Source organism: Catenuloplanes indicus (assembly GCF_030813715.1).
Classification (GTDB): domain Bacteria; phylum Actinomycetota; class Actinomycetes; order Mycobacteriales; family Micromonosporaceae; genus Catenuloplanes; species Catenuloplanes indicus.
Genome location: NZ_JAUSUZ010000001.1, coordinates 2234932 through 2259527, shown reverse-complemented (window position 1 = coordinate 2259527; position 24596 = coordinate 2234932). Strand labels below are relative to the sequence as shown.

Here is a 24596-nt window from a genome sequence, read left to right as displayed (position 1 = left end):
GCCGCCGATCGGGACGTCGATGAGCGACGGCGTCGTCTATGACAGCGTGCGCACGAGCATCGTTCGGGAGACCGGCGAGCCGGGCGTGCTGATCAAGACGTCGCGCGGGGCGCACGCGGCGCGGCGGATCGCGCACGAGCGCGCGGTTCTCGCTCGGCTGGCCGGGCTGCCAGGGGTGCAGCAGGCCGCGGCGGTGGACGGGCGCGAGGATCGGCTGGCGCTGGTCGCCTATGACGCGCCCACGCTCGCGGACAGTGTCGCGCACCGGCCGATGGATGCGCAGGAGCTGCTCCACTTCGCGGTCGAGCTGGCCGAGGCGGTGGCTGCGGTGCACGCGCGCGGCGTGGTGCACAAGGACATCAACCCGGCGAACATCCTGGCCGCCGGTGAACCGCGGCGGCCGATCCTGATCGATTTCGGGCTGGCCACCACGGTCGCGGAGGGGCGGCCGGAGTTCACCCACCACTCGGAGATCGAGGGCACGCTGCCGTACCTGGCGCCGGAGCAGACCGGGCGCACCGGCTGGCCGGTCGATCAGCGCGCGGATCTGTACGCGCTCGGCGCCACGCTCTACGAACTGGCCTCCGGCACGCCGCCGTTCGGGCGGGACGGTGACCCCCTCGACCTGATCCGGCAGCACCTCGCGGCCGTACCGGCACGGCTGACCGGGGCTTCGGCGCAGTTCGCCGCGATCGTGGCGCGTCTGCTGGAGAAGGAACCGGGCCGCCGCTACCAGAGCGCCGAAGGGCTGCTGCACGACCTGCGCCGGCTGGCCGCGGAGCCGGATGCGCAGTTCCCGTGCGGCGCGCACGACTTCCCGGCACGCCTGGTTCCCCCGGCGCGTCTGGTCGGCCGGGACGAGGAGCTGGAGACGCTGCGCCGGACGTTCCGGGACGCGGTCGCCGGCCGTACCCGCTGCCTGCTGGTCGGTGGGTCGGCGGGGGTCGGTAAGAGCAGCCTGATCGATCAGTTGCGGCCCACGGTGACCGGCGCCGGTGGCTGGTTCGTCTCGGCCACGTTCGACGCGCTCCGGCGCGGTGCGGACGCCAGCCCGGTGCGTCTCGCGGTCGCCACCATCGCCCGCCTGCTGCTCGCCGAGCCGGAGGAGGAGCTGATCGAGGCGCGCTGGCGGCTGCGCGACGCGCTCGGCATCGAGGCCGCGCTGCTGGCCGAGATCGTGCCGGACTTCCGGACCGTGCTCGGCATCCCGGCCGGTGACGGTCCCGGCCGCCCGCCACCGGCCGGAACGAGCGCCGACCCGGTGGACCCGCGCACCGCGACCGCCCGGCTCGCCCGCGTCGGCCTCAAGCTGCTGCAGGTGGTGGCGCGCCCGGACCGGCCGGTGGTGCTGGTGCTGGACGACGTCCAGTGGGCCGGCCCGGCGGCGCTGAGCCTGATCGACGAGGTGGCCGGCGCGGACGATGTGACCGGCCTGCTGCTGGTCGGCACGTACCGGGACGCGGAGCTGGACGCGGCCCATCCGCTCACCGCGCTGCTGGACCGATGGGCCGGGATGCCCGACCCGCCGGTCCGGATGGCGCTGACGAATCTCGGCGACGCGGACGTGGGTGACCTGCTGGCCGAGCTGCTCCGGCTGCCGGCCGAGGACGCCGCCGGGCTCGCGGCCGCGGTCGCGGCGCGCACCGGCGGCAACCCGTTCGACACGGTGGTGCTGGTCAACGCGCTGCGCCGGGAGGGCGTGCTCACGCCCGGCCCGGACGGCTGGCGCTGGGATCCGGACGCGCTGCGCCGGCACATCGGCGACGGCGACGTGATCGGCCTGCTCGCCGCGCGGATCGCGGCGCTGCCCGCGGACGCCGCGGAGCTGGTCGCGGATCTGGCCTGCCTCGGCGGTCACCTGTCCGGCGCGGTGCTGGCCGCGCTGTGCGACGGCACGCCGGAGACCGTGCTCGGGCCGGCGCTGACCGACGGGCTGCTGGTCGCGGAGGGCGTGGACGGCGTGCGGTTCCGGCACGACCGGGTGCGGCAGGCCGCGTACACGGCGCGGGAACCGGCGGAACGCGCGGCCCGGCACCTGCGGCTGGCCCGGCGGCTCGCGGAGCGGCCCCGGTGCGGCGGGCTGGCGGCGGAGCAGTACCGGCTGGCCGCGGCGGAGGTGACGGATCCGGCGGAGCGGCGGCGCGCGGTCGGGCTGCTGGTCGCGGCGGCTGCGGAGGCCCGGCTGGTCTCGAACTTCGCGGCGACCGAGAACCTGCTGTCGGCCGCGGCTGCGCTGATGCCGGCCGGTGACGACGAGCTTCGGCTCGCGGTCGACGTGGAACGGCACGCCGCGCTGGTCGGGCTGGCCCGGCTGGACGAGGCGGACGTCGCCTACCGCGCGGTGGCGGCCGCGGCCGCGCCGCTGCGGCTGGCACCGGCCGCGACGTTGCAGGCCGGCAGCCTGCTGATGCGCGGCCGCGCGGAGGAGGGCTGCGCGCTGGGCCTGGGGGTGCTGGCCGCGCTCGGCCATCCGGTGCCGGACGGTGAGTCGATGGCGGCCGCGGTGCACGAGGCCGTCGACCTGGTGTCCGCGTGGGCGTCCACACCGGACGGACTGCCGGAGAACACCGATCCGGGCGCGGCCGCGGCCGGCATGCTGATCAATCAGTTGCTGCTCTGCGCGTACATGGGCCGGCCGGCCGTCGTACCGTGGCTGGTCTCGGAGGCGGTCCGGCTGCGCGTGCGGGGTGGGCCGTGCCGGGAGCTGATCGGGCCGGCCGCGCACGTCATGTTCCTCACCGTGCTCACCCGCGACGACTACCGCACCGGCTATCTGGCCGCGCTCGAGGTCCTGGCGGAGAGCGAGATCCGGGGGTACGAACCGGCGACGTCGCAGGCCCGCTACCTGTGCGCGATGTCCGCGCTGCCGTGGTTCGAGCCGCTCGAGGAGGTGCTCCGCCAGCTCCGCCGGGCCCGCGAGGGCCTGCTGCGCGCCGGTGACCAGGCCAGCGCGTGCATTACGTACTGGGTGAGCGTGCCGGTGCTGATGGACTGCGGCGCCACGCTCGACGACCTGTCCGCGGAGATCGACCAGGGACTCGCGCTGGCCGCCCGGACCGGCAACGACCTGATCGGCGGCGGTCTGGCCTGCTGGCGGCGGATGGTGCGCACGCTGCGCGGCACCGCCACCGCCGGCTTCGCCAGGGACGACTACCTGGCCCGGGTACGGGACGTGCCGATCGCGGCCGCGCACCTGATCTTCACGGAGGCGCTGGCCGCGGTGATTCTCGGAGACGACGACGCGGTGGACCGGGCCACGTCGGCCGGGGACGCGATGCACGTCGGTGTCGCCACGCCGCTGAGCCTGACCGGCTGCTTCCTGCGCTGCCTCGCGCTCACCACCCGGCTGCGGCGCCCGGGCACGCGGTACGACGCCGGCCTGCTGGACGAGCTGGACCGGCACCGGTTCTGGCTGGCCGCGCGCGCCGCGCAGGGCCCGGCGAACATCGCCCACCTGCACCTGTGCGTGGAGGCGGAACGCGCGGCCGTGGACGGCGACTTCGACAGCGCGATCCGCCTCTACGACGAGGCGCTGCAGCTGGCCGGGACGCGGCGCCCGTGGCACCGCGCGCTGATCGCGGAGCGGGCCGGCCGCTACCACCTGGCCGAGGGTCTGCGCTTCGCCGGCGAGCGCCTGATCAAGGATGCGTTCCACTGGTACGCCGAGTGGGGCGCGACCGGCACGTGCACGCGGCTGACCGCGGAGTTCCCGTTTCTGCGCCGCGCCGCGCGCACGGTCACCGGCGGCAGCGCCACGATCACCTCGGACGCGGTCGACCTGCTCGCGGTGCTGCGCGCGTCCCAGGCGCTCAGCTCCACCACCCGGGTCGGCAAGCTGCAGGAACAGGTCGCGGAGGTGCTGGCCGCGCTGACCGGGGCGACCGGCGTCCGGCTGGTGCTGCGCGACGTGGAGACCGGCGGCTGGTTCGTGCTCGACGCGGACGAGGACGTCATCCCGCTCGCCGACGCGGCCGGGCGGCTGCCGCTGACCGCGATCCGGTACGCCGAGCGCACCGGCGTTCCGCTGCTGATCGGCGACACCGCGGACGACGACCGGTTCCGCGGCGACGTGTACCTGCGGTCCCTACCCGGATGCTCGCTCTTGATCGTGCCGATCCTCAGCCGCGGCGAGCCGCGCGGCCTGCTCGTGCTGGAGAGCCGGCACGGCCGCGACGCGTTCGCGGTCACCGGCATCGACGCGGTGCAGCTGATCGCCGGTCAGCTCTCCGTGTCGCTGGACAACGCGCTGCTCTACGCGAGCCTGGAACGCAAGGTGGCGGAGCGAACCGAGGCGCTGCGCGCCGCCAACGAGCAGCTGGAACTGCTCGCCGTCACCGACCCGCTGACCGGCCTGGCCAACCGCCGCCGCCTCGCCGAGGTGCTGGAGGAGTCCTGGCGCCGCGCGGTCCGGCCCGGGCTGTCGCTGGCCGTGGCGCTGATCGACATCGACCGCTTCAAGCTGTACAACGACTACTACGGCCACCCGGCCGGTGACGAGTGCCTGCGCTCGGTGGCCCGCACGCTGGTCCGCGCGGTACGGGACACGGACACGGTGGCGCGCTTCGGCGGCGAGGAGTTCGCCGCGGTGCTGCCCGGCGCCGACCTGGAGACGGCGGTCGCGGTCGCGGAGCGCATGCGCGCCGCGGTCGAGGCCCTCCGCCACCGCCACGAGCTCTCCGACCACGACGTGGTCACGGTCAGCATCGGCGTGGCCGCGGTCGTCCCGGACCGGATCGGCCGCCACGATTCCCTGGTGAAGCTGGCCGACGAGTCGCTCTACGCCGCCAAGGCCGCCGGCCGCAACCAGGTCGTGGCGCACGAGTAGCGCCGCGCTAGCGCGTCCGGCGCGCGTCGACCTCGATCTCCAGCTTCATCCGGGGGTCGGCGAGGCCACAGACCAGCATGGTCGCGGCCGGGCGGGCGCCGGCGAAGTAGCGGCGGAAGACCGGCCAGCACGGCGCGAAGTCGGCGCGGTCGGTGAGGTAGTAGCGGACGCGCACCACGTCGGCGGCGGTGCAGCCGGCCTCGGCGAGCGCGGCGGTGATGTTGCGGAGGGATTGCTCGGCCTGTGCGGCAACGTCGTCCGCGATCGTCATGGTGGTGTAGTCGAAGCCGGTGGTGCCGGAGACGTAGACGTGGTCACCGTGCACGACCGCGCGGGCGTAGCCGATCTGCTCCTCGAACGTGGATCCGCTGAGAATGGTGCGTCGCTCTGCCATCGGGGAAGGGTATGACGGATGCGATGGAGATTCGACGGGTGGATCGCGGGCCTGGGCACCACCTCCGGTACGCGGATCGTGCTCGGGCACTGGCCCCGTTCGCCGCTCGGCCCGTTCTCGGACGTGATGGCCGAGCGGCCGGACGGCCACCGGCTGCTGCTCGCCCCGTCCGGTGAGGTGGCCGCCTTCGTCGGCGCGACCTACCGGTTCGACGAGGTGCGGACGGTACCGGTGCGGGTGACCACCGGCGTGGAGTGGCGGGTCGACGCCGGACCGCTGCGGCTGTCCTTCCGGCCCGGCCGGCGCGGCCCACTGGGACTGCTGCTGCGCCTGGTGCCGCCACCGCTGGCCCGGACGCCCGCCTGGATCGCCGCGATCGACCACCCGGCGCGGCTGGTGCTGCCCGGCGTCCGCACCCGCGGCTCGGCCGGCAACGGCCGCCGGGAATGGTACGGCGCACAGGACCTGCGCCCGATCACGAGGGCGCGGGCGACCTGGGCCGGCACGGATCTCGGCGGCCTCGCGGACGTGACGCCGCCGGTGCGGTTCGGGTTCGGGTCGGTGCCGTCCCGGCCGGCGCTGGTGCGGGTGACCACGACGGTGTCGGCCGGCGCCGGACCGGTGCCCGCCTGAACCGGGGCCCGCAGCCTCGGCCGTCGGTGCCGTCGCCGCCGTGGAGGGGGCGCAGCGCGCGACGGGAGGGCGTCCGTCGTCTCGCGAGCGAGAAATACCGTGAAGCGGGCCGGGGCAGCTGGCAGGATCGCAGTCGATGCCAACCGAACTGCGCCCCAGCTACCCGGTCCGCACCGAACGGCTGCTCCTCCGGCCGCTCACCCTGGCGGACACCGACGCGCTCGTCGCGTACCGCAGCATTCCCGATCTCTGTCGTTTCGTCCCGTTCCAACCGCAGAACCGGGACGACATCCAGGCCCGCATCAAGGGCGTCTTCGCGAACCACGCGCTGACCGACGAGGGGCAGAACCTCACGCTCGGCGTGCAGCTGGTCACGACCGGCGAGCTGATCGGGGACGTGATCCTCTTCTATCACAGTCGGCTGCACGCGGGCGGCGAGGTCGGCTGGATGCTCAACCCGGCCTACGGCGGCCACGGGTACGCGACCGAGGCGGCCCGCGCGATGCTCCGGCTCGGCTTCGAGGAGCTGGGCCTGCGCCGGATCACCGCGCGGATCGACGAGCGCAACGTCGCCTCCGCCCGGCTGGCACGCCGCCTGGGCATGCGTCAGGAGGCGCGCCTGGTGGAGAACGAGTTCTTCAAGGGCGAGTGGACCACGGAGCTGGACTTCGCGATGCTCGCCACCGAATGGTTCGCCTCGCACGCCGGGGACCGCGCTACAGGGTGAGCTTCCAGCCCTCCAGCGTGCCCGGCTCGTTGCCCCAGATGTCGTCCGACACCTGCAGCGTCCATGTGCCGTTCGCCGGCTTGCCGGTCAGGCGCGCGATGTGCGTGCGGAACGAGTCCGGCGAGTAGTACGCCTGGTTGATCTGCAGGTCGATCCGCTCACCGTCCGGCGCGACCAGGTAGACGGCGAGGTCCCGCTCCTGCGGGTGCCGGATGCGCACCTCCACGTAGCTGCTGTTCGACGGGGTCCGGTCGCAGCCGGTGACCGTGATCGGGCTCCGTGCCGTCTCCATGTCCGCGAACGTGTGATCCGTGGTGGAGACGCCACCGCAGACCGGCACCGGCAGGTCCTCGCCGGCCAGGTTGAGCACCCAGGAGTCGGTCATGCCGGTGCCGCTCGGCGCGTTGTCGAACACGGACAGCTTCCACACGCCGTCGGCCGGCTCCGCGGACAGGTCGTGAGTGAACGTGTAGTCGATGTCCTGCGCGTCGTCGCCGGTGCGGTCGAGCAGGTTGTACTGCCGGCCGCTCGGCGCGATCAGCTTCACCTCGAGGTCGTCGACGTAGGTGTGGTCGATGTGCACCTCGACCGTGCTGTTCGCGGCCGCGTGCACGCCGCAGCCGGCGATCGTGATCGGCAGCTCGACCGCGTGGTCGCTCTCCAGCGAGACGTCGCGGTCGCTCGCGCCGACGCAGCCGGCCGCGGCCGTGACGGTCAGCGTGAACCAGGTCGGCCGGGTCGCGCTCGGGCCGGTGCCGACCACCAGCACGTCGTACGTGCCGGGCGCGGTCCGCGTGCCGGTGGTGACGGTCAGCTCGGTGCTGCCGCCGGAGCCGATCGTGGCGGGCGCGAACGTGGCGGTCGCGCCGGCCGGCAGCCCGCGTGCGCTCAGCGTGACCTGCTGTGCCGCGCCGCGGGTGACGGTGCCGGTGATCGTGGCAGTGGCGCTGCCGCCGGCCACCACGTCGCCGTCCGTGGGCGTGGCTGCGAGCGAGAAGTCGTTCGCGGGCGCGGTGGAGTCGACGTAGAGCAGCCGGTTCGGTGAGCCGGTGCCGGCGTCGCCGACCACGCCCGGCGTGGCCTCGGCCAGCAGTTCGCCCGCGACCTCGGCCGGGGTGTACGTCGGGTGGCCGGCCAGGATCAGCGCGGCCGCGCCGGTGACGTGCGGCGCGGCCATCGACGTGCCGCTCCACAGCCGGGTCGCGGTGTCGTCGCCGATGTTCGCGGAGAGGATGTCGACGCCGGGGGCGAACACGTCCACGCACGTGCCGACGTTGGAGAACGGCGCGCGGGCGTCGTCCGGGCCGGTCGCGCCCACGGTGATCGCCTCGGGCACGCCGGCCGGCGTCCGGTCACAGGCGTTGGCGCCGTTGTCGTTGCCGGCCGAGATCACGTACGTGACGCCGTCCGCGATCGACCGGCTGACCGCGGCCTCCTCGGCCGGGAAGCGGCGTGCCGCGTTGATGCTGATGTTCGCCACGGCCGGGGTGCCCGCCTCGTGGTCCGCGGTGACCCAGTCGATGCCGGCGATCACCGAGGCTACCGAGCCGCTGCCCTCGCAGTTGAGCACGCGCACCGCGACCAGCTCGACGGTCTTGGCCACGCCGTACGTGGTGCCGCCGACCGTGCCGGCCACGTGCGTGCCGTGGCCGCGGCAGTCGTCCGCCTGCGCGTCGTCGTCCACGAAGTCCCAGCCGGAGCGGACCCGGCCGGTGAACTCGGTGTGCGTGAGGTTGATGCCGCCGTCGATGATGTACGCGGTCACCCGCGGCACGCCGCCCGGGTAGGTGAAGCTGCCGTCCGTGGGCAGCGCGCGCTGGTCGATCCGGTCCAGGCCCCAGGACGGCGTGGGGGACTGCACGTCCGAGCCGGTCACGGTCGCGTTCTGGGTGACGGACGCGACCACGGGGTTCGCGGCCAGCCGGCGTGCCGCGCGCTCGGTCAGGCGCGCCTCGAAGCCCCGGATCGCGTGCCGGTAAGTCCGGACGACGGTGCCGCCGTGCCGCCCGGCCAGCGCGTCCGCGGTGCCGGGGACCGCGTCCGCGGCGACCGCGGCGTCCTTCAGGAAGACGATGTAGGAACCGGCGATCGACTGCGGGGTGCCGGTGCCGAGCACCGTGCCCTCCGGTTCGGCGGCGGTCGCGGGAGCGCTCGCGCCGACGGCCAGCAGCGTGGCGACCGCGGCGGCGAGGCCTCTTCGTACCGATATCAAGGAATTCCTCCCTGTCTAGGCAGCCTCGTCATGCTAGGGAGATTCGGTCGATATAGACAGTGATGAGGCTGACAGCGTCCGCCGGGAACCGGCCCCGGGATTGGCGAAAGCGCTGGTCGACGGCATGAGCCGACGGTCTCGGAGCGGGCCGGGGAGGTGGCGCTCGTACTCTCGCCTGATTTTGATCGTGATTTTGGTGTGAAAAACTTTCGGCCCGCCTACAACCGGGCGCGGCGAGGTGGTGTCTCTCGTTCGTGACATGTCGACAGGAGCGGACATGAGCGACGATACGGACGCCGATTACCTCGCGTACGTACACGGGCGGATGGCGGCGCTGCGTCGCTGGGCGTACCTGCTCAGCGGCGACACGCACCAGGCGGACGACCTGGTGCAGGAGACGCTGACCACCGTGTACTCGCGATGGCACCGAGTGTCGCGGGCGGACAACATCGACGGGTACGTGCACCGGATCCTGGTGCGCACGTTCCTCAACGAGCGCCGCCGAGGGTGGTGGAAGGTGCGCCTGTTCGGCGAGACCGCCCCCGATCGGCAGTCGGACGCCGCGGACGTGGAGGACCGGCAGCTGCTGCGGGCCGCGCTGGCCCGGATCACGCCGAACCAGCAGGCCGTGCTGGTGCTGCGGTTCCTCTGCGACCAGAGCGTGGCCGACACCGCGCAGGTCCTCGGCGTGTCCGAGGGCACCGTCAAGTCCCAGACCAAGCACGCCCTGACCGCCATGCGCAGGATCCTCGGCGATCGGATGCCGAGCCTGACCCTGGAGGTATCGCGATGAACTTCGACACAGAGGAAGAGGAGGCCCGGCGAATGATGTCGCCCCTGGCCGAGGAGCCACCCGCGGACGCACGGGTGGACGTGGCGGCCACGATGGTCGTCGGCACCCGCCGCCGGCGCACCCGGATGGTGGCGGGCGGCGCCACGTTCGCGGCCGTGCTGGCGGTGACGGCCGGCGTAGGCTTCGCGTCGCTGCCGGGCACCGGCGGTGGGCCCGGGTCGCCGTTCGCGGCCGCGCCGTCGGCGGTCGTCCCGCCGAACGGGTCGTCGGTGCCGCGCGGTGCCGGCTGCGTCACGGCCGACTTCGCGGCGCGCACCGTCGTGCCGCTCGCGGTCGACCGCAGCGGCCGGTGGGTGGTCGGCATGAACGGCAAGTATCAGGCGCCGACGCTGTTCGACAACGGCGCCCGCGTGGGCGAGCTGCCGATGGACGGCACCGTCGAGAACGCTGTGCTGATCCCGACTCAGATCAACTCCTCGGGTACCTTCACCGCCTGGTCCTACGGGTCCAGCGAGGCGTCGAAGGCGTGGGTGTTCACCGGCACCACGCCGAAGCGGCTCGCCGGCGACGACGCGCAGGCGCTGGCGATCTCCGAGAGCGGCGACCTGGCCGGCGGCAAGGTGGGCGAGAAACCGGTGGTCTGGAACGTGGCGAAGCCGGAACCGACCTCGCTGCGGCTGCCGGCCTCGTACAGGTCCGGCGAGGTGGTGGCGATCGGCGACGACGGCAAGCTGGTGCTCGGCACGATCGGCACCGGCGAGACCACGGACATCACCACGGTCGGCAGCAGCGGGACCGGCGCGATCTGGCCGTCCGCGGACGCGGCGCCGGAGCTCCTGCCGCTGCCCGCGGGCGCGGAGTGGGTGCGCCCGACCGCGATGCGCGGCGACTGGGTGGTCGGCCTGGTCTCGGACGGGTCCGCGTTCCGCTACAACATCGCGGACAAGAAGATCGAGCGGCTACCGTCGCAGATCCTCTGGCCGGCCGCGGTGGCCTCGGACGGCGCGGTGGCCGGCACCACCGTACAGTTGCCGGCCGTGTTCGCCCGGGGTACCGGCGCGGTGCTGCTCGACGGCGGCGAGGTGCGGCCGCTGCGGCCGGACGACGCCACGGACTCGCTCTACGAGCTGGCCGGCCTGACCGACGACCACGAGGTCATCGGCTACGTCATGCCGCCGGCACCGGCGAACGGTCCGCTCCCGTCGAGCGAGGCGGCCTCCTCGGAGGCCTCGGGCGCCGGCAGCAGCCACGCCTTCGTCGCCACCTGCGACTGAGGGCGCGCGGTGCGGCGGCGGAGGTTCTCCGCCGCCGCACCGCTTCGTCAGTCGAGACCCGCGACCGTCGCCGGGAGGCCGAACGCGGCGAAGTGCGCCGCGCCGAGGAACGACGTGATCGCGCTGATCCGCTCGTCGCGCAGCGTGAACACGTTGATCGACCAGGCCCGGCCCGCCAGGTACGGCCCGACCGCCGGCTGCCCGTTCGCGTCCAGCGGGCCGGGGTGCCGCCACTCGCCGCAGCTGGTCAGCGGCACCGTGACCGCGAAGTCAGCCACCGCGTCCCGCCCCCGGTACCAGGCCGGCATCGGCGGCATCGACCAGGTCAGGTCGTCGGTCAGCCGGGACACCAGCACCCGGCGACCGCCGGGAGACGTTCCGCCGGGTGCTGGCCGGGGAGCTCACCCGGTCAGCGTGACTCGTCCAGGTGGGCGGCCCAGATCGGGCCGGCCTTCTCGTGGGCGTCGACGCCCTGGAAGAACGCCTCCGCCACCTTCTGGTACTGCTCCTGGGGCGCACCGGTGACACCGAGGAACTTCGGCCGGTGGACGGCGAAGCCGCCCGGTGCGTCCTGCGGGCGGTACGGGATCGCCATCCGCAGCAGGAAGCCGTCGGTGTGGCCGGCCGCCTCGACGATCAGCGCGTCGGTCTTGCCGTCCGGCAGGTCGATGAACGCGTCCAGCACCGTCACCGCGTGCACCGCGCCGTGCGGGTTGTCCCGCAGCGCGGCCTGCACCGCGGTGGCGCCGGTCTGCAGATCGCCGGGGAACCGGTCCAGGCCGCGTTTCCCGTCCGGCTTCTCGTAGCCGTACATCGGCACCAGCGTCGCACCGTCGGACACGCTCCACACCGCGTGCGCCGCGAAGTACCCGGCCATCCGGGCGGTCTCCCACATGTCCCCAGCCTCCCACGCCCGCCGCCGGCGGATCTTCGCGCATGCAAACTTATGCGTGACAATGGATGTATGAGAGCACTGGTGGTGCGGGGTGGCTGGGAGGGACATCGGCCGGTCGAGGCGACCGACATGTTCCTGCCGTTCCTGAAGGTCAACGGGTACGACGTACGGGTCACCGAGGACACCGCGGTCTACGCGGACGCGGACGAGATGGCGCGCACGGATCTGATCGTGCAGTGCGTGACCATGTCGGAGATCAAGGGCGACGAGGTGAAGGGGCTGCGCGCGGCGGTCGCGGCCGGAACCGGGTTCACCGGATGGCACGGCGGGATCGCGGACTCGTTCCGTGCGTCGTCGGACTACCTGCAACTGGTCGGCGGGCAGTTCGCGACGCACCCGAGCAAGGAGCCGGCGGCGTGCGCGGGCGGGCCGGAGGACAACTTCCTGCCGCACACGATCGAGTTCACCGCGCTCGGCCGGGAACACCCGGTCACGGCCGGCCTCGGCGACTTCGCGCTGACGACCGAGCAGTACTGGGTGTTGCACGACGACCTCAGCGACGTGCTGGCCACCACCACGCACCCCGCGCCGCCGTGGCATCCGTGGCCCCGGCCGGTCACCTCGCCGGCGGTGTGGACGCGGCTCTGGGGCGCGGGCCGGATCGTGGTGTCGACCCCGGGGCACAGCCTGGACGTGCTGGAACACCCGAGCGTACGGACGATCATCGAGAGGGGCATGGTGTGGGCGACCCGCACGGCATCGGCATCGTAGGCACCGGTTACATCTCCCGCGCGTACCTGGACACGCTGGCCGGGCACCCGGCCGCGCGGATCACCGCGGTCGCCGACCTGGACGCGGACCGGGCCGCCGCGGTCGCGGCCGAGCTGCCCGGCGCCCGCGCACTCAGCGTGGACGCGCTGCTGGACAGCCCGGACGTGGACACCGTCCTGAACCTCACGATCCCGGCCGCGCACGCGGAGATAGCGCTGCGTGCGGTGACCGCGGGCAAACGCGTCTACGGCGAGAAGCCGCTGGCCGCGACGTTCGAGGAGGCGTCGGACGTGGTCGCGGCCGCCACCCGGCGGGGCGTCGCGCTCGGCTGCGCGCCGGACACCGTGCTCGGCACCGGCACGCAGACCGCGCGCGCCGCGATCGACGCCGGCACGATCGGCCGGCCGCTGTCCGCGCTGGCCGTGATGGTGACGCCCGGGCACGAGCGCTGGCACCCGAACCCGGACTTCTACTACGCGCCCGGCGGCGGCCCGCTGCTGGACATGGGCCCGTACTACCTGTCCGCGCTGGTCCACCTGCTCGGCCCGATCCGCGCGGTCACCGGCGCCGGTGCGCGGCTGCGGGACTGGCGGACCATCGGGTCCGGCACCCGGGCCGGCGAACGCATCCCGGTCGGCGTGGACACGCACGTCAGCGGCGTCCTGGAGCACGCCGGCGGGGCACTGTCCACGATCACCACCAGCTTCGACGGCGTCCGCACCAGCGCGGTCCCGATCGAGGTGCACGGCGAGTCCGGCACGCTGGTCGTACCGGACCCGAACACGTTCGGCGGCGACGTCCGGCTCTTCCCGCTCGGCGGCGAGGACTGGCGGACGCTGCCGCCGTCCGCCGGTTACGCCGACTCCGCACGCGGCATCGGCCTGCTCGACATGCTGAGCACCACGTCCGCCGAGCCCCGCGCCGGGGGCACGCTCGCGCTGCACGTACTGGAGGCGATGACCGCCCTGCTCCGCTCCGCCGCCGACGGCCGCCGCATCCCACTCACCACCACCACCGACCGCCCGTCCCCGGTCCCGCTCACCCCGGCCGCCAGCTGGCGCCGCTGACCCCGGAAAACCACGATCAAGAGCGGCGGTTCCATTTTCCCGCTCCCGGCGTGGCCGGGTTCCGCATGCTCCCGCGGGCACCGGTCGGCCGCGGGCGGCCTCCCTTCCGGTGACGCCGTGGTCACCACAACCCCCGCCCCCTCCCACCCGGCCCACCAGGCACGCCGCCGCGCCGGCCGACCGCGGTTCCGCGCGGAACCCGTGCCGGCCGGGCGCGGTTCTCTGCGGAGTCTGTGCCGGGCCGGTGCGTTCCGCGCGGAGTCCGTGCCGGCCCGGTGCGGTTCCGCGCGGAGTCCGTGCCGGCCGAGCGCGGTTGTGCGCGGAGTCCGTGTCGGCCGGGTGCGGTTGTGCGCGGAGTCCGTGTCGGCCGGGTGCGGTTGCGCGCGGAGTCTGTGCCGGCCGGGTGCGGTTGCGCGCCGATTGGAGCTGGCATTGCGATGATCGGGCGCTCCGCGCCCGAAATATCACGATATTTACCTCCCCGGCGGCCAGCCTGTCCCCGTTCGACGCTGCCGGGTGCCCTGAGTGATCAATCAGTGGAGCGAAAAGGCGATCCACATCGCCGGATGACCTCCTTTTTGCTCCACTGATTGATCACTCAGGCGCGGCGACGGCGTCGGAGAGATCCATTAGGCGCGGCGGGCGACCGGGTGAAACACGATTTGTTTAGAAATATCGGGCGGGGGTGCCCGGTTCGGTCCGGCGGCAGCGTGAAGATAGATCTAGGACGGGAACTGACCTGTTCGGGCGGCAGGGTGGGCGGCATGAGCGAGACAATGCTGCTGCCGGCCGGGGACGTGCCCGCCGGTGCCGCCGTGCTGAACCCGTTCGTGATCGTCGACGGCGCGGCCGGGCTGATCGAGTTCGTCTGCGGCGTATTCGACGTGACCGAGACCGTCGAGGCGCGGACGCCGATGCCGGACGGGCGGCTGATCCACGCGCAGGTGCGGCTGGGCACCGTCGACCTGATGCTGGCCGACCGGCTGGCCGGCTGGCCGGCCCGGCACGGGCTGCTCCAGGTCTGGGTGCGGGACGCGGGCGCGGTGCTGGAACGCGCGGTCGCGCGCGGCGCCCGGCCGGTCACCCCGCCGGTCCCGTTCTACGGCGAGACCACGCTGGCCCGGGTACTCGACCCGTGGGGGAACCTCTGGTGGCTGTGGTCGCCGGCGCCCGGCCGGCCGGACCCGGTGCCGGCCTGGGAGGGCGGCGACGACACCATGTTCACCACGCTCGACGCGACGCTGCGGGAACTCGCCGACCGACGCTCCGTGCGGGAGGGTTGACCAGCGCGAATGAAGCTGTCGGCAGGCGTCCGATGACGTGCGGTGACCCGGTCGGCCCTACTGTGGAACACCGACAAAACGGCGTTATCATCTGCCGATCGTGCGCATACTGGCTCTCCTCGTCGTCGTTCTCGGCTCGGCCGCCCGCATCGTCCGCTGGCTGGCGGACCAACCGCTGTGGCTCGACGAGCAGATGATCGCTATCAACATCCGGGACCGTGGGTTCGCCGGTCTCGCCACCGACCTCGCCCACGACCAGAGCGCGCCGATCGGCTGGCTCTGGCTGCAACGGGTGGTGTACCTCGCGCTCGGCGACGGCGGCCTGGCGCTGCGGCTGGTCCCGCTGCTGTTCGGTGTCGGCACGCTGGTGCTGGCGTACTGGGCCGGCCGCCGCCTGCTCGGCCCCGCCGGCACGCTCGCACTGGTCACGCTGCTCGCGGTGAACGGCTCACTGATCCGGTACGCCACCGAGCTCAAGCAGTACTCCGCGGACGCGTTCACGGTGCTGTCGCTGCTGGTCCTGGCCGTCGCCGCGGTTCGCCGGCCGGCGTCCGCCCGCCGCGCCTGGCTGTTCTGGGGCACGGCCGCGGTCACCGGGCTGTTCAGCACCGCCGCGATCATGGCGACGCCCGGTATCGCGCTGGTCGTGCTGGTGGTCGCGGTGCGCGGCACCGGCTGGCTCGCCACCGCGCGGCGGCACGCGGTCGGCGTCGTGCTGTGGACGGTGTCGCTCGGCGCGCACTACCTGCTGGCGCTGCGGTACGCGCTCGGCGACGACACGCTGGCCGCGCTGAACGCGCGGCTCGGTTTCCCGCCGGACGGCCTGGTGCCGACCGCGCGCTGGCTGCTGGCCCGCCCGCTGACGCTGGCCGGCGACCCGATCGGCGTACCGTGGTGGCTCGGTGTGGCGTTCTGGCTGCTCGCGCTGGCCGGCGCGATCGCCGCGGCCCTACCGCCACGCGGCACCACCCCGGCCCCGGGGCCCACCGCCACCGGCACGCCCGGCTCGCCACCCGATGCGCCCGCCGCGTCCGGTTCGGGTTCCGCGGGTTCCGCGGGTTCCGCGGGCTTCGCCGGGTGGCGGCGTGGGGAGCGGTGGGTGCTGGGGCTGCTTCTGGCCGCGCCGGTGGTGACCGCGTTCGGCGCGGCCGCCGTGCACGCGGTGCCGCTCTACGGGCGGTTCGCGGTGCAGTTGCTGCCGCCGCTGTTCCTCGCGGTCGCGATCGCCACCGACGTGATCGCGTCCGTGCTGACGGCCGCGGTGCGTTCCCGGGCCGGGCTGCGCCGGTCAGCCGTGCGCCCGTCAGCCCCGCGTCCGCCGGGCCCGCGCCCTGCAGCCCCGCGCCGGTTCGCCGACGCGGTCCGCGCGCTGCTCGCCGCGGCCGGTGCGGTGGTGCTGGCCGCGCTCGCGGTCTTCGCCGTCGCGCCCGCCGCGGTCGCCGCGGCCCGGCCGGCCCCGCTGACCAACGGCGTCGACGACCGGGCCGCGATCGCGGCGCTGACCGCCGCGTACCGGCCGGGGGATCTGGTCGTGGTCACGCCGTCGTCCTGGCCGGCCGTGGAGTGGTATGCGGGCGCGACCACGTTCGGCCGGGTGCTGCTGTTGCACACCACGTGCATGCGGTCCGGGCCGGTGCTGGAGCAGGTCGCGCCGGACTACGCGCGGGTGCTGGTCTACCTCGGCATGCAGGCCGGCGGCACGCCCGGTGAGGCGAAGGTGGCCACCATGCTGGCCCGGCACGGCACCGTGACCGGCCCGGAGCGGTTCGGCGCCGGCGCGCTCTACACGCTCACGCCCGGCCCGGCCGCACCCGGCCCGGTGGCCGCGGTCCCGCTCACCAAGGACGACTGCCTGAAGGTCATCGCGGTGAACGGCTGAGCGGGCGCCGCGCGCCGCGCAGCGGCGACCGGAACATCGCGGCCGACGCCGCGACCAGGGACGTCATGCGGACGCCGCGGCCGGCGCCGGGGTGCGTACGCCGCGGATCAGTAGGCAGGCGATCATCCAGAACTCGCCGGCCGACGCGGGCAGTGCCAGCAGGCCGGTCAGCTGGGGCAGGCCGGGGAGCAGGTGGGGTGTGAACGCGCTCAGCACGTAGAGCGGGCCGCCCACGATCAGGAGCCGGCCGAGCATCGCCGGCATGCGGCCGGAGCGCAGCACGCACACGCCCATCGGGATCAGCCAGAGCCCGAAGAAGATCGTGCCGGCCGCCCACAGGTTGCCGGACAGCAGGTAGGCGGTCTGCACCAGCGCGGCCGCGTCGCCGAACGGGTTCGCCGCGATCTGCTGCGCGGTGGCCAGCGCGGCCGCGCTGACCAGTACCGCGATGCCGTTGATCAGTCCGAACGCGGCGATGCAGCCAGCCGCGAACGCGTCGGTGTCGCGGAACAGCCGGAAGAACCAGACCGCGCCAGAGCGCGTGGGTCAGCACCACGAGCAGTTCCAGTGTGATGCCGGTGCGGGTCAGGAGCGGGTCCGCGGTCAGCCGGGCGAGCGTGCCGGCGGGGTCGCCGGCCACGAAGAGAATCGGCCGGATGGCGAGGAAGCCGGCGCCGCCGGCCGCGCGCGTGGTCATGCTGCGTCACCCGTGGGGACCCGCGCTGCTCGGCGCGCGCCCGGCCGTACCGCCGCGGCTCTTCGCCTATTACGACGGCATCGTCGGGACGATGACCGGCGGGGGACTGTCGCACCGGCTGGCGCACCGGGCCGTGCATGCGTTCGGGACCATGGCGCTCGGCTTCACCCAGGAGCTGTTCCGGCCCGCCGCGGCCGGTGGTGTCGCGGACGTGGGCCGCAGCCGAGGCCGGCCTGGCCGCGATGGCGGCGACGCTGCCGCACCTCACTGCGATGGTGACGGCGGAGTCGCACGACGTGGCCGATCCGGTCCTCGGATGGTGTGACGGCCAGACTGAGTTCGAATTCACGCTTGCCCTGATCCTGGACGGTCTCGAACGCGGCGCCGCAGCTCAGGACCTGTTGCCCGTGGACCACCGACCGTCCACTCAGGCTGGTGCAAACCGGGCGCCTTCGGTAGGGTCGTCGAATCGCCCTCGCTGACCGGGCCCGGTGATCCTGTGTGGCCGGTCAGCGGATGGGGAGGGCCGTCAGCTCCTCTTCGCATGCCCGCATGCCCGCACTCGGTCAGGAACCTCGAAGCATCGTGACGAAGCGACCCGATCCCCGCGCCGCGCAGGCGAAGGGCGGACGACAGCAGTCGATCAGCCGGCGGGTCATCCGGCTCGTCCTCATCCCCAGCGTCGTGGCGCTGATCCTGGCGCTCGTCGTCGCCGGATACCTGGTGTTCAACGGGTACTACACCCGCGCGGTCGCGACCAGCGTGCGCGAGGTGTCCATCCCGGCCGCCACCGCGCTCGCGGACGTGCAGCGGGAACGCCGCCTGAGCATCGACTTCGCGGCCCAGTCCGGCGCCGCCGCGCAGGAGCTGCAGGAGCAGCGGGCCCGCACCGACGCCGCGGTCGGCGAACTGCGCGCGACCGCCGAGGGCGCGCTCGCCGCCGCGCCGAACTCGATCACCACGCGGTGGGACGACCTGGTGGCCCGGCTGGACCAGCTGCCGCAGCAGCGCGGCGCGATCGACTACCGGGCCACGTCGCGGGAGAAGGTCGCGGAGTTCTACGACGGCATCCTGGACGCGGCGACCTCGCTCTTCGACGAGCAGTCCCGGGTGGTGCCGTCAAAGGACGGCGCGATCGGCGGCAACACCGCGACCGAGGCGTTCCGCGTCTCCGACCTGATGTCCCGCTCGGCCTCGGTGATCGTCAGTGCGTACGGCGCGAAGTCGCTCACGGCGGAGGAACACCGCACGTTCGCCGGCCTGATCGGCGCGTACCACGGTGAGCTGGACGAGGTCTCCGAGTCGCTGGAGCCGGCCGCCGCCGAGCGGTACGAGGCGCTGCTGAAGAGCGACGCCTGGTCCCGCCTGATCGCCGCGGAGAACGAGCTGATCGCGGCCGGTCCGTGGGGCACCACGCCACCGACCGGGCTGAACGTCGACGCGGCGTCCTGGGAGGCATCCAGCGTCGCGGTCTCCGACGCGCTGCTGGAGCTGTCGATCACGCAGGCCGACGCGGTCTCCAAGCGCACGCTCGACGCCGCGAACGCCACGTTGCTCTACGCGCTGCTGGTCGGCCTCGCGGCGATCGCGGTCGCGATCGCCGCGATCGTCTGGGCCGTCCGCCAGTCCCGGATCCTGGTCGACCGCGCGCTCTCCGTCCGCCTGGAACAGCTCGGTGCGGACGCGGCCACGATGGTGGACAAGCGGCTGCCGGAGATGATGGACCGGCTGCGCCGCCGGGAGAAGGTGGACACCCGGGTCGAGCTGGCCACCCGCGACTACGGCCAGGACGAGATCGGCCGGCTCGCGGACGTGCTGAACCGCTCGCTGAGCGTCGCGGTCGGCGCGGCCGTCGACGAGGCCGCGACCCGGGCCGCCGGTACCGCGATGCTGATGGGTGTCGCCCGCCGCCCGCAGCGCCCGTTGCAGCGCGGCCTGCGCACCATCGAGGAGCTGCAGAACAAGCTCGGCGACGAGGACGTGCTGGCCGAGCTGTTCGACGTCAACCACCAGCTCGCGCAGACCCGGCGCTTCCTGGAGAACCTGGTCATCCTCGCCGGTGGGCAGATCGGCCGCCGTTTCCACAAGCCGGTGCCGCTGCGCCGGGTGCTGCTCGGCGCGATCGCGGAGACGCAGAAGTACCGCCGGGTCACGCTGCGGAACACGCCGGACCTGTCGCTGGCCGCGGCCGCGGTCGCGGGCACCACGCACCTGCTGGCCGAGCTGCTGGACAACGCGCTGACGTTCTCACCGCCGGAGTCCGAGGTCTTCATCAGCTGCGGCCAGGCCAGCCACGGCGTGGTCATCGAGATCGAGGACGCCGGCGTCGGCATGCCGCACGACGCGCTGGAGAAGGCGAACGCGCTGCTCGCCGACGCGCCCACGCCGGACGTGACCGCGCTGCGGGACGGCGCGCAGGTCGGCCTCTGGGTCGTCGCGGAGCTGGCCAAGCGCGGCGGCATCCAGGTGTCGCTGCGGACCAGCGCGTACGGCGGCCTGATGGCGATCGTGCTGCTGCCCACCCGGCTGATCCTGACCGCGCCGGACGCGGCCGCGACCCCGCCGAGCCCGCGCGAGCGGATGACGCCGCCGGCGGCCGTGCCACCGGCCGTGCCGCGGCGCGCACCGGAGCCGCCGGCACCGCAGACCCCCGCGACCACGGCCGCCCCGGTGGCCGTGGCGGAACCGCCGATGGACGACTCGTACCCCACCGCCGAGATGCCGGCGATCAAGGACGGGATCCCCGCCGTAGGAGGTCAGACGATCGCACCCACGCACGCACCGCCGACGCCCCGGCCCGCGTCCCGCCCGCCGCTGCCGGTCCGCCGCCCGCAGGAGCACCTCGCGCAGCAGCTGCGTGACGAGCCGCCGGGCCCCGCGCCGGAGCCGCAGGCACCGGATACCACCCGCTCGCCGGAGCAGGCCCGTTCCCGCCTCTCGCAGTACCAGCGAGGCTGGAAGGCCGGCCGCGCCGCCGACGAGGGGGACGGACCTCGTACCGACGGAGACAGGAAAGCCTGATGGACCCGACATCGCAGAACGATCTCACCTGGATGCTCGACGAGCTGGTGCAGGTCCCCGACGTGCATCACGCGGTGGTCCTGAGCGCGGACGGCCTGATCATCCAGAAGTCCACGGCGCTGCAGCAGGACGCCGCGGAGCTGCTCGCGGCCGGCGCATCCTCGCTGCACAGCGTGGCGGCCGGGACCGGCCGGCGGTTCGAGAGCGGCCCGGTCGGTCAGGTGATCGTGGAGTACCAGGGGCACACGCTGTTCGTCGCGGCGGCCGGCCCGCACGCGCGCCTCGCGGTGCTCTGCGGCCAGGACGTCGACATGGGCACGGTCGCCTACGAGATGGGCCGCCTGGTCACCCGCATCGGTCAGTACCTGGGGACCACACTTCGCGTGCCGCAGGGAGCCGCCTAATGCCGGACGAGACCTGGTACGGAGACGACGGCGAGCCCGGTGGCCGGCTGGTCCCGCTCTACATGCTCGTCAACGGGCGCACCACGCCGCGCAACACCAGCCTGAACCTCGCCACCCAGGTCACCGCGCTGCCGGTGGACACGTCGGCGCTGGAGCCGGAGTACCGCGAGATCATCGCCTGCTGTTCCGGCTGGATCTCCGTCGCCGAGCTCGCCGCGTACCTGAACAAGCAGCTCACCGTCGTCAAGCTGCTGGTGGACGTGCTACTGGAGCGCGGCTTCCTGGCACTGGGCGATCCCGCCGAGCGCACCGTGGCCGACTACCGGCTCCTGGAAACCATTCTCGATCGACTCCAGCGCCTCTAGTACAAAGGACTCTGCTTCGTGAATCGCAAATCGGTCAAGGTGGTGGTCGCGGGCGGGTTCGGCACCGGGAAGACCACGCTCGTCGGCTCGGTCAGCGAGATCGCGCCGCTGACCACGGAGGAGGTGCTGACCGCGCCGAGCGAGGGCGTCGACGACCTGACCGGCATCGAGGACAAGTCCAAGACCACGGTCGCGCTCGACTTCGGCCGGATCACGGTCAACTCGGACGTGGTGCTCTACCTCTTCGGCACGCCCGGCCAGGACCGGTTCTGGTTCATCTGGGACGAGCTGGCGGTCGGCGCGATCGGCGCGATCGTGCTGGTCGACACGCGCCGGCTGGACGCGAGCTTCCCGGCGATCGACTACTTCGAGCGGCGCCGCATTCCGTTCGTGGCCGCGGTCAACATGTTCTTCGGCGAGTGCCCGTACACCGAGGACGAGATCCGCGGCGCGCTCAAGCTCAACCCGTCCGTGCCGCTGGTCTGGTGCGACGCACGGGACCGGCAGTCCAGCAAGCAGGCACTGATCGCGCTGGTCAAGCACGCGATGACCCGGCTGCCGGCGGGAACCTCGGCCGCGCGTTGAACTGATCCCCGCCGGCGTACGTCTTAGTTCGGCGAACTCCGGCGGGTAGAAGGGTGCGAGTCGTGCCGAACATCAGTCTCCGGCTTCCGGCGGACAGATCCGGGCGGATCACCGCGGCCATGTGCACGGCCCTGGCGATCGTGGTCCTGACCGCCGCGGTCCTCGGCTGGGGGGTGGCCCGCGCGGACGACGAGAAGATCACCGGAAATGCCGTCTCGGACGTGCAGCTCTCGGCGATCCTCCGCGCGGCGCACTCCTGCCCGATGCTCGGCTCGCACCGGATCGCCGGGCAGCTGATGGCCGAGTCCGGCTTCGACTCCACCGCGACCGGCACCGCCTCGGGCGGTTCCGGCCTGGCCGGCCTGACCGACGAGGACTGGAAGAAGTGGGCGCCGTGGCCTGGCGCGCCGCGCACCGACACCACGGCCGGTGCGCTCGCGCTGGCCCACCGGATGTGCGGGCTCAGCGGTGAGCTGCGGCAGGCCGGTGTGCAGGGCGACCCGTGGCGGCTCTCGCTCGCGGCGTACCACCTGGGGCTGGACGCGGTGACCAAGGCCGGTGGCGTGCCCGAGTCCGCGCAGCTCTACGTCGACGAGTCGGCCGGGTACGCGGCCTACTACGCGGACCTGCCGCAGTTCGGCGGCGCCGGCGCGGTCGAGGTGGTGGACACGGTGGCGGGGGACGTCCCGGAGGCGCAGCCGCTGCCGGATGCGTACGTCGCGCTGGTCGCCGAGGCCGGCCGGGTCTGCCCGGAGGTGACGCCGGCCGCGGTGGCGGCCGAGCTGATGGCCGCGTCCGCGTTCGACGAGGGCAAGCTGGGCGAGGCCGGCCGCCAGGGCGTGGCGCAGTTCCGCACGGACGTCTGGACGCGGTACGCACCGGCCGGCGCGTCCGCGTGGGAGCCCGGCTCCGCCATCCCGGCGCTCGGCCGGGTGCTGTGCGCGCTGACCGACGAACTCGACGGGCTGGAGGGCGACCCGTATGCGGCCGCGCTCGCCGCGTTCCACGCCGGGCCGGACACGGTACGCCGGGCCGGTGGCCTGCCGGACGTGATGACCCGCGCGTTCCTGAAGAAGGTCACCGACTACACCGAGTACTACCGGCTCGACTCGCGCCTCGGCACGCCGGTGGCGCCGTCCCCGGTCGCCGGTTCGCCGTCCGCGAGCGCGTCGCCGAGTGCGAAGGCGACGCCGTCCGCGACGCCCAGCCCGACGCCGGGCACGCCCGCCCAGGCCGCCGCGCCCGCACCGGTCGCACCGGCGCCGCAGGGCACCACGGCCGCGCCGAAGCCGCCGGTGCTGCCCGGTCAGCAGATCACCCACTGGAAGACCGGCAAGTGCGTCGACGCCGGCGCGGCCACCGACGGCGTGATCATGACGGTCACGGACTGCAACCCGACGTCGCGCGCCGCACAGCGGTGGGACGTCCGCTCGGACGGCACGATCCGGTCGTACGTGACCGGTCTCTGCCTGGACGTGGCGTGGGCCAAGGTCGACAACAACGTCAAGGTCCAGACCGCCAACTGCAACGGTACGGCGGCGCAGCAGTGGACGATCGCGGACAACACGCTCTACACCGGACTGGACAGCAACTACTGCCTGGACCTGAACCAGAGCGAGGCCGGCCTGCCGGTCGTCATCTGGTGGTGCGTCCACCACGACAAGCAGTCCTGGACCGTCAAGAAATGACACAGCGTGGCGGCCCGGCGACGGCCGGGCCGCCGCTGCTGGTCGAACGAGGTGTGATCAGCGCCGTTCGGCGATGGCGCTCGTAACCTGGTCGTGCTATCCAGTCCTGAGCAAAAGGTAAGCAGGTCCTCCACGGCCTGTCTCGGCGGCTGGGCGACCACAGGGAGAGCACCATGCTGATGGGCGGGATGATGCCCGTTAACCAGCTGATAGTCATGATCCGGAATTCTCCGCCGGCGAACGGCGTGACGTTGATGAAAGGCATGCCGCCGGACCGGCTGCCGGTGGTGGTCAAGGAGCTGACCCCGGCGGACCTGGCGCGTCTGCTGCCCGCGATGGCCGGCGACTATCGCGACCGGGTCGTCGGCATGCTGTCCGACGCCCAGCTGGTCGGCCTGGCCGGGAAGGTGCCGCCGGAGTCCGCGGCGGCGGCGCTGCGCACGCTGCCGGAGGACCGGCTCGTCGCGATCGTCGACCGGCTGCCCGGCCCGGTGTCCAGCGCGCTGTTCGGCTCGCTGCCCTCCGCGGTCCAGCCGGACGTGCTGTCGAAGCTCGACCCCCGCCAGGCTCAGGCCGCGGTCGCGCCGCACTACGAGCGCGCCGTCGCGGACGCACTGGCCAGGGCGAACACCGAGGTCATGATCCCGCACTCGGGCCCGGGCGGCGTACTGCTGGTGCCGCTGTTCGGCCGCCGGGTGGCGATCGCGGCCCGGCACGGCGACGACGGCCGGGTCGCGGTCCGCGACGCCGAGGAGGCCGCCTACCACCACCGGGCACACGCGGCGCTGGCCATCACGGACCTGCCGGCCGCGGACGACGTGCTGGCGTACTGCTCGCAGGCCCGCCGCGAGGGCCGGGCGCTGGACACCGCGCTGTGGGCCGGCGACCGGCACGACAACTCGCTGAAGAAGGCCCTGGTCGGCCTGTTCCGCTGACGCGCCGTCCACCACCCTGCCGCGCCGCACCGGCGGCGCGGCAGGCCGGACGCCGTGCTCGCGGTCGCGGTGCCCGGCCGCCGGCCGGCTCCGCGGTCACGTCCGGCGCGGCCGGGTAGGCGCCGGGCGTGCCGAACACCCGGTTCGC

21 protein-coding genes are annotated in these 24596 nt (G+C 73.6%); 16 read left to right on the top strand and 5 right to left on the bottom strand.

Going from position 1 to position 24596, the window contains the following annotated elements:
• Positions 1 to 19: 19 nt before the first annotated feature.
• Entirely contained in the window at positions 20 to 4825 is a 4806-nt protein-coding gene (locus J2S42_RS10265) for a diguanylate cyclase (RefSeq protein ID WP_307237937.1), read from the top strand.
• A gap of 7 nt (positions 4826 to 4832) precedes the next feature.
• On the opposite strand, the gene J2S42_RS10260 is transcribed toward J2S42_RS10265, so the two are convergent.
• Complete coding sequence (locus J2S42_RS10260) at positions 4833 to 5219, bottom strand: RidA family protein (protein ID WP_307237935.1); 387 nt, start codon at positions 5217 to 5219, stop codon at positions 4833 to 4835.
• 18 nt (positions 5220 to 5237) lie between these two features.
• Here J2S42_RS10260 and J2S42_RS10255 point away from each other — a divergent pair, with 18 nt between their 5' ends.
• Complete coding sequence (locus J2S42_RS10255; RefSeq protein WP_307237933.1) at positions 5238 to 5852, top strand: hypothetical protein; 615 nt, start codon at positions 5238 to 5240, stop codon at positions 5850 to 5852.
• A 136-nt stretch (positions 5853 to 5988) separates the two neighbouring features.
• Positions 5989 to 6579 carry a GNAT family N-acetyltransferase gene (locus J2S42_RS10250; RefSeq protein WP_307237931.1) on the top strand — a complete coding sequence of 197 codons (591 nt, stop codon included), beginning with the start codon at positions 5989 to 5991 and terminating at the stop codon, positions 6577 to 6579.
• Here J2S42_RS10250 and J2S42_RS10245 read toward each other — a convergent pair.
• On the bottom strand, positions 6569 to 8791 hold the full coding sequence (locus J2S42_RS10245) for a S8 family peptidase (protein WP_307237929.1): 2223 nt from the start codon (positions 8789 to 8791) through the stop codon (positions 6569 to 6571). The genes J2S42_RS10250 and J2S42_RS10245 overlap by 11 nt on opposite strands.
• 277 nt (positions 8792 to 9068) lie before the next feature.
• Here J2S42_RS10245 and J2S42_RS10240 point away from each other — a divergent pair, with 277 nt between their 5' ends.
• Complete coding sequence (locus J2S42_RS10240; RefSeq protein WP_307237927.1) at positions 9069 to 9584, top strand: SigE family RNA polymerase sigma factor; 516 nt, start codon at positions 9069 to 9071, stop codon at positions 9582 to 9584.
• The gene (locus J2S42_RS10235; RefSeq protein ID WP_307237926.1) at positions 9581 to 10858 is read left to right on the top strand and encodes a hypothetical protein; all 1278 of its coding nucleotides are present in this window, start codon (positions 9581 to 9583) and stop codon (positions 10856 to 10858) included. Before J2S42_RS10240 ends, J2S42_RS10235 begins: the two co-directional genes overlap by 4 nt.
• 47 nt (positions 10859 to 10905) lie before the next feature.
• On the opposite strand, the gene J2S42_RS10230 is transcribed toward J2S42_RS10235, so the two are convergent.
• Positions 10906 to 11214 (bottom strand): sigma-70 family RNA polymerase sigma factor family protein, encoded by a 309-nt coding sequence (locus J2S42_RS10230; RefSeq protein WP_307237924.1) that lies wholly within the window; start codon positions 11212 to 11214, stop codon positions 10906 to 10908.
• Positions 11215 to 11267: 53 nt separating this feature from the next.
• Positions 11268 to 11753, bottom strand: a complete 486-nt coding sequence (locus J2S42_RS10225) for a hypothetical protein (protein WP_307237922.1) — start codon at positions 11751 to 11753, stop codon at positions 11268 to 11270.
• Between the two features lie 69 nt (positions 11754 to 11822).
• Between J2S42_RS10225 and J2S42_RS10220 the strand changes: the two genes are divergently transcribed.
• The 4 genes from J2S42_RS10220 to J2S42_RS10205 all read left to right on the top strand — a co-directional run bounded on the left by J2S42_RS10220 (position 11823) and on the right by J2S42_RS10205 (position 16753).
• Positions 11823 to 12524: a ThuA domain-containing protein gene (locus J2S42_RS10220; RefSeq protein WP_307237921.1), complete on the top strand. Its 702-nt coding sequence runs from the start codon at positions 11823 to 11825 to the stop codon at positions 12522 to 12524.
• A complete protein-coding gene (locus J2S42_RS10215; protein WP_307237919.1) occupies positions 12494 to 13591 on the top strand; it encodes a Gfo/Idh/MocA family protein in 1098 nt (365 codons plus the stop codon). The genes J2S42_RS10220 and J2S42_RS10215 overlap by 31 nt, the downstream gene beginning before the upstream one ends.
• A gap of 764 nt (positions 13592 to 14355) precedes the next feature.
• Positions 14356 to 14874, top strand: a complete 519-nt coding sequence (locus J2S42_RS10210; protein ID WP_307237918.1) for a VOC family protein — start codon at positions 14356 to 14358, stop codon at positions 14872 to 14874.
• A gap of 100 nt (positions 14875 to 14974) precedes the next feature.
• Positions 14975 to 16753 carry a glycosyltransferase family protein gene (locus tag J2S42_RS10205; protein WP_307237916.1) on the top strand — a complete coding sequence of 593 codons (1779 nt, stop codon included), beginning with the start codon at positions 14975 to 14977 and terminating at the stop codon, positions 16751 to 16753.
• Between the two features lie 63 nt (positions 16754 to 16816).
• Here J2S42_RS10205 and J2S42_RS10200 read toward each other — a convergent pair whose 3' ends face one another.
• The gene (locus J2S42_RS10200; protein ID WP_307248681.1) at positions 16817 to 17230 is read right to left on the bottom strand and encodes a DUF4386 domain-containing protein; all 414 of its coding nucleotides are present in this window, start codon (positions 17228 to 17230) and stop codon (positions 16817 to 16819) included.
• 179 nt (positions 17231 to 17409) lie between these two features.
• Here J2S42_RS10200 and J2S42_RS10195 point away from each other — a divergent pair, with 179 nt between their 5' ends.
• The 7 genes from J2S42_RS10195 to J2S42_RS10165 all read left to right on the top strand — a co-directional run bounded on the left by J2S42_RS10195 (position 17410) and on the right by J2S42_RS10165 (position 24448).
• Complete coding sequence (locus J2S42_RS10195; RefSeq protein WP_307237914.1) at positions 17410 to 17775, top strand: hypothetical protein; 366 nt, start codon at positions 17410 to 17412, stop codon at positions 17773 to 17775.
• Positions 17776 to 18035: 260 nt separating this feature from the next.
• Positions 18036 to 20471: a sensor histidine kinase gene (locus tag J2S42_RS10190; RefSeq protein WP_307237912.1), complete on the top strand. Its 2436-nt coding sequence runs from the start codon at positions 18036 to 18038 to the stop codon at positions 20469 to 20471.
• Complete coding sequence (locus J2S42_RS10185; RefSeq protein ID WP_307237910.1) at positions 20471 to 20875, top strand: roadblock/LC7 domain-containing protein; 405 nt, start codon at positions 20471 to 20473, stop codon at positions 20873 to 20875. The genes J2S42_RS10190 and J2S42_RS10185 overlap by 1 nt, the downstream gene beginning before the upstream one ends.
• Complete coding sequence (locus J2S42_RS10180; RefSeq protein WP_307237908.1) at positions 20875 to 21240, top strand: DUF742 domain-containing protein; 366 nt, start codon at positions 20875 to 20877, stop codon at positions 21238 to 21240. The genes J2S42_RS10185 and J2S42_RS10180 overlap by 1 nt, the downstream gene beginning before the upstream one ends.
• Before the next feature lie 18 nt (positions 21241 to 21258).
• The gene (locus tag J2S42_RS10175) at positions 21259 to 21825 is read left to right on the top strand and encodes a GTP-binding protein (protein ID WP_307237906.1); all 567 of its coding nucleotides are present in this window, start codon (positions 21259 to 21261) and stop codon (positions 21823 to 21825) included.
• 62 nt (positions 21826 to 21887) lie between these two features.
• Entirely contained in the window at positions 21888 to 23513 is a 1626-nt protein-coding gene (locus J2S42_RS10170; protein WP_307237904.1) for an RICIN domain-containing protein, read from the top strand.
• 245 nt (positions 23514 to 23758) lie between these two features.
• On the top strand, positions 23759 to 24448 hold the full coding sequence (locus J2S42_RS10165; protein WP_307237902.1) for a magnesium and cobalt transport protein CorA: 690 nt from the start codon (positions 23759 to 23761) through the stop codon (positions 24446 to 24448).
• The last annotated feature ends 148 nt before the right edge of the window (positions 24449 to 24596 follow it).